13 protein-coding genes are annotated in these 16,528 nt (G+C 43.6%); 6 read left to right on the top strand and 7 right to left on the bottom strand.

Annotated elements, in window-relative coordinates:
- Positions 1-26: 26 nt before the first annotated feature.
- The 3 genes from M0N77_RS03000 to M0N77_RS02990 are packed head-to-tail and all read right to left on the bottom strand — an operon-like array spanning position 27 to position 3,446.
- The gene (locus tag M0N77_RS03000) at positions 27-1,175 is read right to left on the bottom strand and encodes a catalase family protein (RefSeq protein WP_353103409.1); all 1,149 of its coding nucleotides are present in this window, start codon (positions 1,173-1,175) and stop codon (positions 27-29) included.
- 42 nt (positions 1,176-1,217) lie between these two features.
- Complete coding sequence (locus M0N77_RS02995) at positions 1,218-2,783, bottom strand: peroxidase (RefSeq protein ID WP_353103407.1); 1,566 nt, start codon at positions 2,781-2,783, stop codon at positions 1,218-1,220.
- A gap of 51 nt (positions 2,784-2,834) precedes the next feature.
- Complete coding sequence (locus M0N77_RS02990) at positions 2,835-3,446, bottom strand: hypothetical protein (protein ID WP_353103406.1); 612 nt, start codon at positions 3,444-3,446, stop codon at positions 2,835-2,837.
- A 587-nt stretch (positions 3,447-4,033) separates the two neighbouring features.
- On the opposite strand from M0N77_RS02990, the gene M0N77_RS02985 reads away from it, so the two are divergent.
- From M0N77_RS02985 to M0N77_RS02965, 5 genes are all read left to right on the top strand, one after another.
- Complete coding sequence (locus M0N77_RS02985) at positions 4,034-4,915, top strand: IS982 family transposase (protein WP_353103404.1); 882 nt, start codon at positions 4,034-4,036, stop codon at positions 4,913-4,915.
- A 140-nt stretch (positions 4,916-5,055) separates the two neighbouring features.
- Positions 5,056-6,699, top strand: coding sequence for a glycosyltransferase family 2 protein (locus tag M0N77_RS02980; RefSeq protein WP_353103403.1), 1,644 nt, complete (start codon positions 5,056-5,058; stop codon positions 6,697-6,699).
- Positions 6,700-6,848: 149 nt separating this feature from the next.
- Positions 6,849-8,117: a glycosyltransferase gene (locus M0N77_RS02975; RefSeq protein ID WP_353103401.1), complete on the top strand. Its 1,269-nt coding sequence runs from the start codon at positions 6,849-6,851 to the stop codon at positions 8,115-8,117.
- Positions 8,118-8,202: 85 nt separating this feature from the next.
- Entirely contained in the window at positions 8,203-9,438 is a 1,236-nt protein-coding gene (locus M0N77_RS02970) for a hypothetical protein (protein ID WP_353103399.1), read from the top strand.
- Positions 9,439-9,446: 8 nt separating this feature from the next.
- Complete coding sequence (locus M0N77_RS02965; protein ID WP_353103397.1) at positions 9,447-10,481, top strand: glycosyltransferase; 1,035 nt, start codon at positions 9,447-9,449, stop codon at positions 10,479-10,481.
- Positions 10,482-10,606: 125 nt separating this feature from the next.
- Here the strand turns inward: M0N77_RS02965 and M0N77_RS02960 are convergent, their stop codons facing one another.
- The 3 genes from M0N77_RS02960 to M0N77_RS02950 all read right to left on the bottom strand — a co-directional run bounded on the left by M0N77_RS02960 (position 10,607) and on the right by M0N77_RS02950 (position 14,300).
- Positions 10,607-11,911, bottom strand: a complete 1,305-nt coding sequence (locus M0N77_RS02960) for a lytic murein transglycosylase (protein ID WP_353103395.1) — start codon at positions 11,909-11,911, stop codon at positions 10,607-10,609.
- A 227-nt stretch (positions 11,912-12,138) separates the two neighbouring features.
- Positions 12,139-13,362 (bottom strand): VWA domain-containing protein, encoded by a 1,224-nt coding sequence (locus tag M0N77_RS02955; RefSeq protein ID WP_353103393.1) that lies wholly within the window; start codon positions 13,360-13,362, stop codon positions 12,139-12,141.
- Between the two features lie 80 nt (positions 13,363-13,442).
- On the bottom strand, positions 13,443-14,300 hold the full coding sequence (locus M0N77_RS02950) for a MoxR family ATPase (protein WP_353103391.1): 858 nt from the start codon (positions 14,298-14,300) through the stop codon (positions 13,443-13,445).
- Positions 14,301-14,720: 420 nt separating this feature from the next.
- Here M0N77_RS02950 and M0N77_RS02945 point away from each other — a divergent pair, with 420 nt between their 5' ends.
- Positions 14,721-15,647: an IS30 family transposase gene (locus M0N77_RS02945; RefSeq protein ID WP_353103389.1), complete on the top strand. Its 927-nt coding sequence runs from the start codon at positions 14,721-14,723 to the stop codon at positions 15,645-15,647.
- A 91-nt stretch (positions 15,648-15,738) separates the two neighbouring features.
- Here M0N77_RS02945 and M0N77_RS02940 read toward each other — a convergent pair whose 3' ends face one another.
- On the bottom strand, positions 15,739-16,440 hold the full coding sequence (locus M0N77_RS02940; RefSeq protein ID WP_353103387.1) for a hypothetical protein: 702 nt from the start codon (positions 16,438-16,440) through the stop codon (positions 15,739-15,741).
- Positions 16,441-16,528 lie beyond the last annotated feature (88 nt).

The raw sequence follows: 16,528 nt of genomic DNA, 5'->3' as shown, positions 1-16,528 counted from the left end.
GAGTCCATAATAAAACTCGCCAGCTTCTAAAAAAATGTCTTTGCAAACACTTCTTTGAGACTACTAGGTTCACGGCGCTTGACCTCATTTAGCTTATGGCGCGTCTCTGAGGCTATCTGATAAGCCTTGAGGCGTGATTGTTGCAGATTACCGATAGGACGGTTCTGTTTTAGGCAGCGAAACGGCGTAAAGGATAAATGCTCCATGATATCGAAGTGCCCATCGTCAGGAACGTCTTGGCAAGGAATCGTTAAGCATGCGACAGTGACAAAAGGCGCATCCGACTCTCTCCATTCGGTGGTAATCTCTTCGATAGGCTGCTTTTTTAGGTTGCGGCACAGCTGAATCTGCACCTCGAACTGATAATCGTGCTCGCGTATCTCCTCAATAATGAGCGGACGAATCGCCTCTTCACGCGCCTTGACATCGACTTCACGGCGGGTGACTTTCTTAGCTGACTCGGCCGTCGGAGTGACTCTAATTTTGGCCATATAATCGCCATGGCGCACCACACCTTGTGAATGAAAATCGTATAGCAAAGTGTTTTTGGGCTCAATTGTGGTAAAGCCCAATACCGCTTTAAAGGTTTTGATAGACTCTTTGGTAGGCAATCTTGAGCCATAATTGGTCAACCAGTTAAAAGCTAATTTAGCTTTGCCAACAGCGCCATTATCAGTGTACTTAGGCAGCTCTAAAAACAGACGCGAGAGGTAACTATACTCTTGAATTCTATTGCAAAAGAACACTGGATGATTGATCAGATTAAAATCAAAAGTGGCGCTGTCCTCCTCCCCTGGTGCTAGCTTTTCGCCCGGCACATCGAACACCTTAATCGCCAAACCTTGGGCAAAGCCAAGCTTACGATCGGCAAACACTCGTGAGGAGCCGTTAGAGAAGCGAATCACCGCATCATGAATCCCTGCTTTGGCATACAGACCTTGCGCGTACTCCGCAGGAATGTCATCTAAAATCTCAAACTTGGCTTTGAGTGCGCAGTAGCCTTTGGCATGGGCATCACGGGTGTGATAATCGACATTGCTAGCTTTATCACTACGAGCGATATAGCTCTTGATATCATCAGTGATCGTACGAATATTACGCTCGTCATCGCGGCTCAGGGCTATGTATTTGGGATCGTAAGGGACGTACTTTGGTTTAAAGAGTTTTTTTAGCATATTACTTCCTGAGTTTTATTGTTTTTAAAGGTATTACAAAAATTATGACAGCTCGCTTATCCATTTCAGCGCTGATAAGCTTGGAATAAATAAATACTCGCCGCCGTATAAAGTGTTAAAGGTTTCGATACCGTGATAGCGCTTACGAATAGGGTCAGCGGGTACGGTAAATTTGTCCGCGTCGCTGTCTTTATCGCCCCCATTTTTTTTAACATTGTGGAGGCCGAGCATCGGATCTTTTTCCTCCCCCAAGCTCATAAAGTTGCCGTCGTTTATCCACTGCGATTGTAAGAATTCAACCGTTTCCATCGCGTGAGCGTTGATACCAATAAAGAACAGTCCGCGCTGTTTGCCATCGTCCTCAGTGACATCAGGCGGCAATACTTCACCAAAGCCAACGCTGCGCCTAACAATACGGTGAATACGCACATCAGATAGAATAAAGTCTTTACTATCGCGCGGGTTCATACGCCTGATGTGCGCGCCAAACGGGCACTTTTTGCCATAAGGATCATCTTTATAACCAAAATCATTATTACGGCTTGGATCATCGCCCAATGCTTTATTATCCTTATCGGGAGCTAGTATCAATGGCGCGCCAGAGCGCCAGCGTCCCCACATTTTTGCGCCCAATAGCTCAGCTTCCTCCTCGCTATCAGTGTTATCTTTGCGAAACTTATTGAACTCTGCGACGTGGCTGTTATAAGCGCGCAGTACCATAAACGAGCCATTTTTGCCTAAGATTTCAGGCTGCGGCATCGGTGCAATAGTGCCAGCCTCACCTTCATAACCAAGTACAAATTCGCCTGCGGCAATGGGCTTGCCATTATGACTTGGCGGCGTCTGAATACCGCTGCCTTGAATCTCAGGATTGCTGATACCATCGTGGTAGCCAAAGACGTTTTTGACATTATCATCTGAGCCAAAGTCATGCTCCATCAAGATCTCGATATCGCCATTAGCAGGATTGTCATAATCGATATGAGCCTTTATCGTCTCTTTTAGCTCATTAAATTTGGCTTGCCATTTCTCCTTACTATCGGCGATAACGGCAGCGCCAATATGAATATCGCCTTTATCACCAAAAGGTGCCATCCAGTTATCGGGATCATTGATATCGAAATCGCGTAACTTATCAGCGCGCCTGGCCATACCCGCTTTGAACGATTCAGGGAAGCTCTCTAGCGAGGACTGCGGTACACCCAGTGCCTTTAGACCTTCATAAGTCATGACGATAGATAGTGTCGCTTGCATGTCTTTATGCCACTCTTTACTGCCCGTTACATCAGGCAACACTTGTGCCAGCATCTGCCGCCCAACCTTGGCCTCATTAACCTTAAAGGCGATGATCGTGCCATAATAAGGCGTCGGACGTTCGCGCAAGATGATGGACTGAATATCCTCTAGCTGCATAGTCACTAGGTTTGGGTTAAAGACGCCGCGAGCCCTGCGGCTCAACATCTCTATACCATCGCCAACCTCTGCTTTGATCCCTTCAAGCCAACTCTCAAAATGACTATCCTCAATACGGTTACCGAACTCATCTTTTAAGTCCTGCCATTTATCAGTCAATCCTGATAACGCTTTGTTATGGTTATTATTACTCATTGGTAGACCTGTTCTTAAAATTATCTGTTAAAAGCTTTAAACACTTACAAATCAATTGGCTTGTGCTTCATCTAGCGCTTTATTAACCCCTTTAACGATGCGCTCATGACGACGTATATCTTGTACCGTGAGATGCGGAACCCCAACATACCAGCCTGCAGCGGTAATCTGATGATCCAGAATAAACTGCTTAACGCTAGGATCTTTGATGCCCGGCCAACCTTTGACGTTGCCAAATAAGATATCCATCAGCTCAGGTATCTTGGTGGCGAAGTCATCGATGTATGGATCCCAGTCGCCATCATAAGCGGTACAGAACAGCACTCTAGTGTCGTCATCAATAAATACAAAGCGCAAGTCATGCAAAGTGCCTACGCGCGTCGCTCCTTTGAGATTGCCGCCTGCGATTTTTAGAATCTCTTTTAGGCGCTCAGCTCCGCCTTCTTTTAGAGGTGCAATCACCGTAAGCTCCGATACCTTTCCTGATCTCAAGCCTTTCTCGCCGGCTGTGGTAGTAGAATGATCATAGCCATCATCGCCGCCCTCTTTTAGATTGGCTACTAGCAACTCTGCTCGCAGCTTAAAAGCCTCTAGCGATTCGGTAAACTTGTCTTTTAGATCTTCTGAATTAGAGTGTTTATTTTCATTATTATGACTACTCATATTATTATCCTTACTTTATTTATTAAAAAATTAGCTATCAATGTCATATATTATTATAAGTAATAGTTATACAAATATTTTGGCTGATTAATTCTATCTAAATTTTTCTGCATCTATCTATATCTAAAAACTCTCTGTATTTAAGCATTTAAGTATCTAGACATTTAAGTATCTAGGCATCCCAAGCATATAAGAATAGGCTTTGATATTTACGAACTCCACCATAACAAAAAGCACTTGCTTAAATCTAATTAGCCACTTTAATTCAACAAATAGCTACAGAGTTTAGACAGCGGTATTGCCTAGTTTCTAAAGAAATTACTGACACTTATCTTTTTATAACCAAATATTATCAGATTATTTATGGGACGCTATATGAGCTAATTCGGACGCTAAGCATTCTTTGAATAACACTTTTTTACTTAAATTACCCATCGTTACACTTAGGCTATTTTTGCCACAATTTGTCTATAATTTAGCTTAACCATTCATATTATTACCCCACTCTCAACTTCGAAAGTGATTGAAAAAAGAAGAGCACCTCACTAATCTATTGTTTTCGACCAAGAATACAATGGAGTTGTGAGATGTCCATAGACGAATTTATCATCAATATCTATTTAATGGTAGAGCAATATTACAAAATAGTCGTCACCAAACCCTTGCGAAGTGCAGGTTACGCGCCAAAGCTAAGTGATCCTGAGGTTATTTGCATGGAGATGGTCGGTGAATTTTTACACCTAGATCAAGACAAACAAATTTGGCAATACTTTACCCAGCATTGGCAAGACTGGTTTCCAGCCATCGGCTCATACCCTAACTTCGCAAAGCACTGCGCCAATCTGTGGCAAGTCAAACAGCAGATACAAGATAACGTCAGTCAAATTGAAGGCCGTGACAACATTCATTTTATGGATGGCTTTCCGATACCCGTCTGTCATTATGGACGCGCTTATCGGCATAAGAATTATCAAGACTTAGCAGCTTTTAGCTACTGTGCCGCTAAGCAAGAGAGGTACTATGGCTTTGAAGGCCATTTGCTTGTTAACTTATCGGGCATGATTAAAGGCTTTACCTTTGCTCCTGCCAATGTTGATGAAAGAGCGGTTGCCCCAGAAATCACCACTCATATTCATGGGCTACTTGGCGCTGATAAAGGGTATATCAGCCCGAGTCTGACATCGTACTACGACGCTCAAGGAGTAGATTTACAAACGCCACTCAGAGCTAATATGAAAGAAGATAGACCCAAACCTGTGGTAAGGCGGCTAATGAAAGCCCGCCGTATCGTTGAAACAGTCATTGGTCAGTTATCAGAACGATTTAATATACAAAAGGTACGAGCAAGAGATTTATGGCATTTGTCTCATCGATTGATTCGTAAAATCCTGTCACACAATCTGTGCTTTGTACTCAACAAAAAACTTGGTAATCCGCCTCTTCAGTTTGATTTGCTTATTTCAAGTTGAGAGTGGGGTATTATTATAATTTCCTATAAAAACCCTATTCTTTAAGTGGACTAATTTATTTCTAATAATAGCCTTTAACTTTTTGATTTATAACACCTATAACACTAGCCACAATTTGCGTGGATGCTCAAGGACAGACCATGAACGTTAATACCGTGACTACTCTAAAACCGCAAACGAATAATAAGAACTATAGCAAGCATCCAAATTTTGAAGACAGTAACGCCATTCGTTTGAGCTTTCAGATTATGACTCGCGCTGAGCCTATTCAAGTAGTAATAGCGACTATCAAATCTTTATTAGCTATCAAATCAGCGGCTGATGAGATAGTTATTATCGATAATAATCATACTGATAAAGCGCTTTATGAGCCACTAGCTCATTACTGTGACAAACTCACCGAACAAAAAGTGCGCTTTTATCATGTCGATAAGGTCGATAACTTTAAATCAGGTGCGCTTAATCTAGCTTTAGAGTTAATGGATGCACAGTGTAGCCACATCGTAGTGGTTGATAGTGATTATCAAGCTTTGCCTCATGCTAGAGCGGCTATTGTCAATGCTATCAAAAACTATCCGCAACATGCTTTGTTGCAGTTTCCGCAGTTCTACCGGGATGAAGATCGTCTCGATGTGCATAGCGAGCTAAACCATTATTTTAACTATCATTTATATCGTCCTTTTAATCGGCAGCGGGCGCTATCGACAGGGACTTTTGCGGTTATTCGCCGCGATGCATTGATTGAGCTTGGCGGCTGGTCTGGTGCATCTATCACCGAAGATGCGCAAATGGGCGTGTTGATGCATAGGCAGGGTTTTAGCAGTGAATTTATTCCTGAGGTGATTGCTACTGGACTACTACCAACAACTTTGCCCGATTTAGTCAGTCAAAGACAGCGCTGGATTTATGGCAATATGCAAGTACTAACCTCTTATTTTTGCAAAAATGATCAAACGCTAATAACTGATAAGTTACCTTTCAATAACTTGAACCCTTCACTTAGCAAGTACGAGCGTTTAAATGATATAAGAGCACATTTATCACAGTTGAGCGCTTGGGTTAACTTTACCGGACTGTTTATTTTATTGCAGCTGGCTGTAGTTATCACAGTAGTTAGCGCTTTATTATTTGATTTTAAAGCTGATTTTAATTTACTTTTACTACCGTTATATGCCGTTTATACCAGTTATGCAATATTTTTAGCCAGACGGTTTTGGGCTTATAGTCAAGATAAAGCACCATTAAATAAGCAAGTTGCGGATACTACTATTGATAATAATACGGACGCCACCGTTATCCATAACACACGCTCATTTTTTCGCAGAATCAAGCAACAAACTCGAGCTTGGTTACTGCATTTAAATTTTTGGGAATTAGGCGCTTTGTCATGGCTGCCAGTATTATGTGGTCAAAAAAAGCCTTTTGTCTGTACGCCTAAACAAGTTATTAGTAGTACTACGCAGTCGAGATTTATCGCCAATTTTATTGCGTTACCAAAGTTATTATTAGGCCTTAACATTATAACCGCTCTATTAGTAGCGCCCTTTTCTACCTTATATTCGCCATTATTATTTATTAGCGCTTTGATAGTCTGTGTCATAAAAATATTAGCCGCTAATGTTATATTAGATAATTATCGCTATAAAAAACCTAATGCACGAATTATAAAGTTTGCCGCGCATACTAATAAAAAATCTTTACGTAAATCTGGGAGTGTCAACTCGCTGACAAAAGCTAAATCTGCTAATAGCCAATATAGAGATAATAAAATGGCTAATTCTTAGCTTTAGCTGAGCTTACTATATGTATGTAACAAAATATAATTTTACTAATGTTTTTTCAGCATGTTTAGCTAACACCTTTTGTTTACTGCCTATTACTTTAGAACCTATTACTCTATGATTTATCAAAAATCACCTAGCATGGACACTTTATGTCACTTACTCATTCAAATGTTTCAATAAAAGATGCTCTTATCAATGCCGATTATCGTCCATTAAAAATAGCCATCATCGCCCATTCGCTGTATCCGATTGCGCAGCCTTATGCAGGCGGGCTTGAGATGATTACTCAGCTATTATGTGATGAGTTAGTAGCGCGTGGTCACAAGGTGCTGCTTTATGCGCATAAGGACAGTCAGACGCAGGCAACCTTAATACCACTGATGACTCGTGAGCAATTCGATGCTCTAGTTTATGATAATGAGCATGATGCTGTCGGTATGAGCCGTGAGGATATGTACCAGTATCTCGTGTACCAACAGGCGCTCGGTGATATTATCGCTAGAGATAACCGCTGCGAGATCGATATCGTCCACAATCACAGCTTGTATCATGTGCCGATGCTAGTCGGACAAGCCTTTGGCAAGCGCTTTTTTACCACCTTTCATACCCCTATCTTCCCGCACTTGCGTTTGGCTTTATTGACACTCAAACAAGGCACTACTACTCAGTTTACTGCGATTAGCGCGCATCAGCAGCAGCTATTTGATGAGTTTGTGCCATCAAAGGTAGTCTATAACGGTATCGATGTCGATTCATTTAGAGCCAACATTGAGCCCATTGATGATGAGGTGTATTTTTGGTATGGGCGTATCTGCCCCGAAAAAGGCACGCATCTAGCGATGCAATATTGTCAGGCAGCAGGTAAACGTTTGATTATCGCAGGCCCTGAGAGTAATCAACAATACTTTGATAATGAGGTTGCGCCATTATTAGCCGCTGATGCTAATAAGGAGAACGGCGAAGCCCTATTCAATTACGTGGGGCATTTAAGCAAAGAGCAAATCAATAACTATTTATGTCAATCGACCGCGATGCTGTTCACTAGTACATGGGATGAGCCGTATGGATTGACCTTGGCTGAAAGCTTGGCTTGTGGTACGCCAGTCATAGGCTTCGATGTAGGTGCTGGAGCTGAGATTATAACTAAAGAGACAGGCATTATCGTCGCCAAATGTGATGAGCCAGCTTTTATTAAAGCTTTTGAGGATATCAAAGATATTTCGCGCAAGGCTTGCCGGCAGCGAGCTGAGCAGTTTTGTTCGGTTGCGGCGATGGTCGATGGTTATATTGATTTATATAGACAAGCTGTATCGTCAGAATCGCCAATAGCTAATGTTGCCTCTAAAGCTCATAGCGTTACTTTTAATAATCACTATACACAAGGTGATAATTCTAAAAATAAGCAAAGAGTTATTTAGTATTAGTAATTATTTTTGTAAAAAGCGTTCACTCACCTCTTATTAATATAAAAATTATCATCAAAGATCTCTGGAAATTAGTCTTATGCGCATTGGCTATTATGCTCATCATCATGGCTCAGGACATTGCCGTCAAGCCGATAAGTTAGCGGCGCTTTTGCCTCAAAACTTGCAACGAAACCTAGTCGTATTTACTAGTCTATCTATAGATGCTTATCAATTTATGACGGTAGACGAAGAGCAGATTATTCGCCTAAGTCCTGAGGACCAACGAGGCGATGAGGTGCTACCAGGCCGGGCAGGTCAGTATTGGCAGCCTGAGTGTCTGCATTACTCGCCCATTGGTAATAGTGATATTCAAACCCGTAGTTGGCAGATTCTAAACGCTATAAAAGAGCGTAACATTGATTTGATGATCATCGATGTCAGTGTCGAAGTGGCTATGCTTTGCCGCACCGCTAGCGTACCCTATCTCTATGTACGCCTCGCTGGTATTCGTGATGATACGCCGCACCTTAATGCTTTTGCCGGAGCGCTTGGCCTGCTTGCGCCTTACCCTCAAGCGTTAGAAGCTGCTGAGACTGATAGTTGGCTAATCAACAAAACGCTGTATTTGGACTTTTTGGCTAACAAAACTGCCAACGCTACGAGCTATGGTGACTTTATAGCTTCATTGAAAAATTTGATCCATCAAAACTATAAAAGTAATGACAAGCTTATTGAATCAACGCAAAAGCTGAGCCTAAACAGTGAAGGTAAGATAAAAACCAAAATGATAACGGTAATAAAAGGTTATGGCGGTCACGAGGCTATCGACGCTAAATTGCCAGAGCTACGAGCGGTGCAGCCTGATGCTTTTATTTTATCGCTTGGCCCCATCAGCGCTGACAAACGCGCTTATGTCGATATCGCTCTCGAGGTGCCAGACGTCACCCCTTTTATCGCGCATAGCGATTTATTAATCATGGCCTGCGGTCTCAATGGTATCGCGCAAGCTTATCATTATAAGACGCCATTAGTAGTGCTACCTGACGAGCGTCCGCACCGTGAGCAAGAGGTGATGGCAGCGGCGCTGGTCGCGCAAGGTCGGGCTATTGATTGGCAAAGCTTTATTAAGCTTAGTAAAAAAGATTTAGATATTAAGAGCTTATCCAACTTAACTATCCAAACTAATCATCAGCAAAATCCGTACAGCGCAGATAATAAAACAGCCGCGCAACACTTCATGGACAGTTTAGCTTACTATACAACTGCTAAGATTTGGTTTGAAGAGTGGCTATTACCGAAGCTCAATCTCACTCCTAAGAGCCTAAAGCAATAAGAGAAACTATGACTAGTGCAAACGAACCCCATTCCAAAACTATCAATGTCAGCGTGATTACCACTTGCTATGGACGCAATCGCCATCTTTATAATCTGCTGAGCAGTTTAGCCAATGGCAGCATGCGTCCTCAAGAAGTCATTATCGTCAATGATGATGCTGACCCTGAGCACTTAGCGCAGTATCCGCTGCATATCGTGCAAGTGCCGACTGCACAAGCTGACCTGATAGCCAATAGTCAACAAGGGGCCGTCTCAAAAAACAAAAATACTGCAAAAAAAACAGGCTTTGATATTGGCTATAATCGTAATCTTGGCGCGGCAAAAGCCAGTCATGAGGCGTTAATATTCTTAGACGTTGATTGTATAGTATCGACGACTTTTATTGAGCAATTAACTGCCAAGCTACAAGCTTATCCTGACGCTTTGTTAATGGGTCAGCCGCTTTATTTGACGCGTCCGCTAACCGCTACTGAGTCGCTACAATTGCAGCAAAGCGATCTGAGTAATGCTGAATTAAATGCTTTTGCGGTCACTAACCCCTATCGCCATAATCTTGTTAAAAAAGCTGTTGAACAAGCCAGTAAGATAGCATCAGATACATTAAATAAAAATCACAAGGATATGGAGCGCACGCAAGACTACGGCGCTTTTTGGAGTTTATGTTTTGCCATCTCGCAAACTCAGTTTCAGCGCCTAGGCGGCTTTGATACGCATTATGTCGGTTATGGCGCAGAAGATACCGACTTTGCTTTTATGGCGCGCGCTTTAGATATCGAATTTTATCTGACAGATGATGTAGTCTATCATCAGCAGCACAGCGTCTACCGCCCGCCGCTTAACCATCTGGCAAGCATCGTCATCAATGCCAATCGCTTTTATGATAAATGGCAGCATTGGCCGATGGGGGGCTGGCTTGAGGAGTTTGCGCAGATGCAAATAATCGACTGGGACGCTCAGCAGCAAACCCCTATTGCCATTATCCGTCAGCCTAGCGTCAGTGAGATTGAGGCCGCCTATTGTGCCGATGCGCCTTATGTTTAATTTATCAGCTAAATCCAGTACCACTTAGGCTAAAACAGCATCCTATTGAGAATGCTTTTTTGTAAATTGACTTATTTAATTCTCTATTCACTAAACATCTCGGCAAAAAACGTCAACAATTTTGCTCACCAACCTGTCAATGATGACGCACTACGCTGGGTGATAAAACCATCTGGCGTTTGTCCATTATCGGCCTGCCAGCGCTGAAACGCCAAGCGTGTATTGGTACCGATGATACCATCAGCCCCTTTGGTATCGTAACCGGCGCTAGTAAGACGGCGCTGTAGATTGGTCACTTGTGAGGTTGATAGCGGACGCTCATAGCGCGGCCATGATTTGCGTAGACCGCTTTGACCGTTTAATGCTTTACCTAACAAGCTCACCCCTAACGCATAATTGGATGAATTATTATAGACTTTGATGACATCGAAGTTTGGGCTTAACAGTAAGATAGGGCCATCTTTACCAGCGGGCAGCCATAGCTCCATTGGCGTATTGGCATCTAAATTGACATCTTCTATAGTGTCAATACCTAATGCGGCCCATTTAGCCGCTGACTGCTTAGTACCTACCAATGAGTAATCAAAGGAGGCCGGAAGGGTGGCTTCATAAAAAGGCGCAAGGCCGCGTACCCAGCCCGAAGCATTGAGATAATTGGCGGTAGAGGCAAGGGCATCCGCCGTCGACCAAGGGTTACGATGACCATTGTAGTCGCCATCCACCCCATAATCTAACCAAGTCTTAGGGATAAACTGGGTCTCGCCCATACCGCCCGCCCAAGAGCCGTCAAGCTGCGACCAGTATATGTCTCCCCGCTGCAATAAGTCTGATAGCGCCAATAGTTGCTCTTCGGCAAACGTTTGACGGCGACCATCGTAAGCGAGACTAGCTAGCGAGCTTGGAATATAGCTGTTGCCAGTCACTGCGCCAAATGAGGACTCCATGCCCCAAATAGCGGCAATGATTTCAGCTGGTACGCCATAGCGCGACTCTAAGCCAGATAAATAAGAGCGCTGCTCATTGAATTTACGCTGACCGCTACTGACTCTGCCGCCAGATACCGCTGAGTCAGCATAGTCCCATGGCATTTTGGAGAATTCAGGCTGGCTTGAATCAAGCGAGATGACTTGCTGATTGAGATTTACAGAGGCGAGTAGACGCTGTATATCGTTAGCACTTTTACCAGCGGCAATCGCGCGCATGGTAAAGTCTGACTTCCAATCTGAGAAACTGGTGTAACTTGGCTTTGGTGCTGGCGTGACAACTTGAGGTCTGACGACTGGCTTTGGCTTGACAGTGATAGTCTGTGTCACTTGTACATTAGGTTGGCGTACAGGCTTAGTCGGTTGCGGCGCAGTCTGTTGACTGCTACAGCCGACTATCATTAGCGCAGGTAGCAGTATAGCGATGTGGTGTTTTTTAAAAATCATGAGGGTCTCGAGTATCAGGTATCAATAGCGGATGAAATGAGTCAAATATAGAACAATACAAAACGGTGGCAGCAGTAGCACAATCCGTTGCTAGCTAAAAATCACTTTAGCAATAAATAATAATAAAGTCGATGGAAGTAGTCATTATTATAGAATTTAAAATTGACATAAAAAATCGCTATCCTTAGATAACGATTATGGGATGTTAGAGTTTTATCTGCCATAAGCTAGCGAGCTAGATAAGCGGTCATCTCCTCAACCCCATGCAAAGTCATCGGGTACATATGATTGTCGAAGAGTTGTCTTATCTCAGTAATGGTTTGGGTATAAGACCAAAAGGCTGCTTCCTCAGGATTGAGCCAAGCGACTTTATCAAAATGAGCTAGCACCCGCTTTAGCCATACCACCCCTGCCTCGTTATTCATATACTCAACACTACCGCCGACTGAAAACAGCTCATAAGGCGACATTGAGGCATCGCCTACAAAGATGACTCGGTACTCACGCCCGTATTTGTTGAGTAGCTCGTAAGTGGGCATCGGATTACTGTGGCGACGGCTATTGTCTTCCCATACATAGTCATAAAGACAATTATGAAAGTAAAAAAACTCTAAGGTTTTAAATTCGTTTTTTGCCGCAGAGAACAGCTTCTCTAGCGCCTCGACATGGATATCCATACTACCGCCAACATCAAACAGCATCAGCACCTTGACACGGTTACGGCGCTCAGGCTGCATATGGATATCGAGTATGCCCTTTTTGGCGGTACGTTTGATAGTCTCGTGGATATCTAACTCATCCTCGCTGCCGGTACGCGCGAACTGGCGCAAGTTGCGAAGTGCCATCTGGATCTGCCGGGTGCCAAGCTGCTTGTCATCATCGAGATTACGATATTTGCGCTGCTCCCAGACTTTTACCGCGCTACCTTTGCGCGATTCACCGCCGACGCGCACGCCTTCAGGATGATCGCCATAAGCGCCAAACGGCGAGCTGCCGCCAGTGCCGACCCATTTACTGCCGCCTTGATGTCGCTCTTTTTGCTCTTTGAGCCGCTCCTCAAGCGCCTTCATCAGCTCCTCAAGCGAGCCGTATTTTTTTAATAATCGGCGCTGCTCATCGTTTAGGTTTTTGGGATCCAGCTTGAGATCGAGCCACTCTTTTGGAATGTCCGTCAGCTTATTCATCAGCTCATCGATATCAAGGCTATCAACGCCATCAAAATAATCGGCCATCGCCCGATCAAATTTATCAAAGTGACGCTCATCTTTGACCATACACAGACGAATAAGCCGGTACATATCTTCGCGGCTAGCAAAGATTTGCAAATCTGCATCCTCAGGATGCGGCTGCATCATCAGCCCTTTATCAAGCGCGGCATTGAGATCGAGTAACTCACGAGTGGTCACTGGCACGCCGTAACTACGTAAGGTGTAGAATAGTTTTACAAACATGATCAGGCCTCACTTATTAGCTGTCATTGTCATTAAATGGAATCAAGCTTACTCAAAAATAACTTTAAGCGGCTTACCTTCTAACGACGCATCATATTGGCAAAGCGCTGCAGTAGATTGACATCGGCTTCGTTTTTTAGCAGTGCCCCATAGAGCGGTGGAATCGATTTTTCGCCGCGCAAGTTCTCTTCAAGCTCGTCTTGTGCCATATCATCAGCCAATAGCAGGGTTAACCAATCGACTAGCTCTGAGGTTGAAGGCGGCTTTTTTAGACCTTGTAGATTGCGCAGCTTATAAAAGATATCGAGTGCATCATTGACCAGTTTTTCTTGGATATTGGGGAAATGCACCTCAATAATTTGGCGCATGGTTTGCTCATCTGGGAAGTCAATATAATGAAAGAAGCAGCGACGCAAAAAGGCATCGGGCAGCTCTTTTTCATTATTTGAGGTAATAATCACTACCGGACGCTGCTCAGCTGAGATAGTCTCGCCAGTCTCATAGACATAAAAAGACATTTTATCTAGCTCATGCAATAAGTCATTGGGGAACTCAATATCGGCTTTATCGACTTCATCGATGAGGAGCACACTTCGCTGTTTACTAGTGAACGCTTCCCACAGCTTACCCGGCTTGATGTAATTACCGATATCGTAGACTTTATCATCACCCAATTGTGAGTCGCGCAAACGCGATACCGCATCGTACTCATACAAGCCTTGCTCAGCTTTGGTGGTTGATTTGATATGCCAAGTAATCAGCGGCATCCCTAAACTCTCGGCCACCTCTTCGGCGAGCAACGTCTTACCGGTGCCAGGCTCGCCTTTGATGAGCAGCGGCTTTTGCAAGGTCATTGCCGCATTGACGGCTAATTGTAGATCACCAGTTGCGATATAAGTATCGGTACCGGTAAAGCTTTTTTTGCTGTTATTTGTCATAAAAGTAGTCTCAGTTAAGGTTTTTTATATAAAAGGTATAGGGCGTTTAATATTAGCTTTAGATTAGCATAGCCCTTGCTTAGACCAAAATACTGATGGGTTTGCAATTTTTGGTTCCGGTGTAGTTAGTACGAAATAAAATCGATACACCAATATTAACCGTGCAGCTGGTATAAATTTTCCTTGCGTGCTGTGTCTACGCTGACAGAGGCTGCGCAAAATTCATTCCAGCCGCACTTTATCAGTTTTAAAGTGAATCAACTATAGTCAGTAGTGACTGCTTTTTTGATGGCTAATAGCTGGCGCTTTTTTAATACTTAGATTAACACATGAAGTGCAATTTCAAAGAGCAGGTGAAAAAAAGACCTAGATGCGCTAGCATCAAAGTCTTTATCCACCGACCAAAGTGAGATTGCAACCATGAGCTATACGCATCTAAGCCTAGGGGAACGATACCAGATTTATGCCCTAATAGGGGCAAAACATAGTATTAATTTCATAGCTCGAGAGTTAAACAGAAGTCCCAGTACCATATCAAGAGAGCTTAGACGCAATAAAAGCCTACGAGGTTACCGAGCAAAGCATGCTAATAACAAGGCTTGTGACAGACGGGCTAACAACGCCACAACTATTGTGGCTGACATCTGGGCATGGGTGACAGACAAGCTTAAAGAGAACTGGAGTCCTGAGCAAATATCTGGCGTTCATGCTGGTATCAGTCATATGAGCATTTATCGCTATATTTGGCGTGATAAGAGGCAGGGTGGCACATTGTGGCAGTGTCTCAGACGTAAAGCCAAACCATACCGGCAGCGTCTAACCGCTGAGACTCGAGGCCGTATCAATGACAGAGTCTCGATTCATGAGCGCCCTTGTATTGTTGAAGAACGCTCACGTATTGGTGACTGGGAAGCGGATACCGTTATCGGTCAGCATCACAAGCAAGCGATTGTCACGCTCGTTGAACGTAAAACGGGGCTGCTGAAGATGAAGCGTGTGGGTCATAAAACAGCACAGCAAGTATCAGAGGCAATGATAGAACTCTTAGCGCCAGTGAGTTTGCAGGTTAAGACCATTACCTCTGACAATGGTAAAGAGTTTGCTCAGCATAAGAAGGTGAAACAAAAGCTCTTTAGCCCTTTCTTCTTTGCCGATGCTTATGCGTCATGGCAGCGAGGAACCAACGAGAATACCAATGGCCTTATCAGAGAGTACTTGCCTAAGGGTTGTGACTTTAGACAAGTCTCTGATAATGAAATACAGGACATTGAGAACAAACTAAACAACAGACCAAGAAAACGATTAGGGTTTAAGACGCCTATGCAGGCGTTCTATAATATTAATTAGCGTTGCACTTGGTGTGTTAATCTAAGATATAAAAACCGCGCAAAAAAAAGACACTCTACAGTGTCTTTATTATCTTTATACCCTATTGACGTTAGCTTTTATTATCCGTGTCTTGTTTATCTAGGGTTTCGTTCTTTGAGGTTTTAGAAGTTTTAGTGAGTAGCGGCTCTTCGGTTTTACTATAAAAGCCTTTTACGGGTTTTTTTGCCGCCGGCTCAGAGGTTTTAGAATGCTCAGCAACAGTAGCATCCACCGCTGTTATCGGTACGGTATTGGCATGTTCAGTATGCTTTTCTTCTAGATAATTACCCGTAGCTAATTGCATATTTGCCTGGGTATCCTCAGCGCTATTACGCCGTGCTTTATCAAGGCTTGATTCAAAAGCGCCGCGAATTAGCTGCCAGACAAAGCCAATAAACAGGCCAACTACTAAAACGATCAAGATAGGCAGCGCATTATTAACCGCGCCTACCGTATCTTTCATCATTAGCGCATAGACCACGCCAATACTGGCAGGGGCAATCTCGCCTTGCTCACCAAGAGCGGTGCCAGGGGCTAGTAGCACTGCAAATATTACCATCCAGCTCATACCGCCAAGCGGTTTTGGCAAAATACGTGCAACCAATATCCACAATAGCAGTACGACTACCGTGCCACCCAAATAAGCATACATAGGCAAGTCAGCAGGCGGTACATTTTTGACCATCTGACTCCACCAAATCACAATCTCACCAAGTATTTCGCTGAGCTGCTCTAATGGCAAACTGTTTAAAAGACCTTTTAACCAATCCATGCGTATTCAATTACCTGCGTTCGTAGATCTGGTGGCAGATTACTCTCGTAGCGTCTTGCCTAAAGAGATAAAATTGCCCAAATTAAGC

The organism is Psychrobacter sp. AH5 (assembly GCF_040371085.1).
GTDB lineage: Bacteria > Pseudomonadota > Gammaproteobacteria > Pseudomonadales > Moraxellaceae > Psychrobacter.
This window is presented reverse-complemented; position numbering and strand designations above follow the sequence as displayed.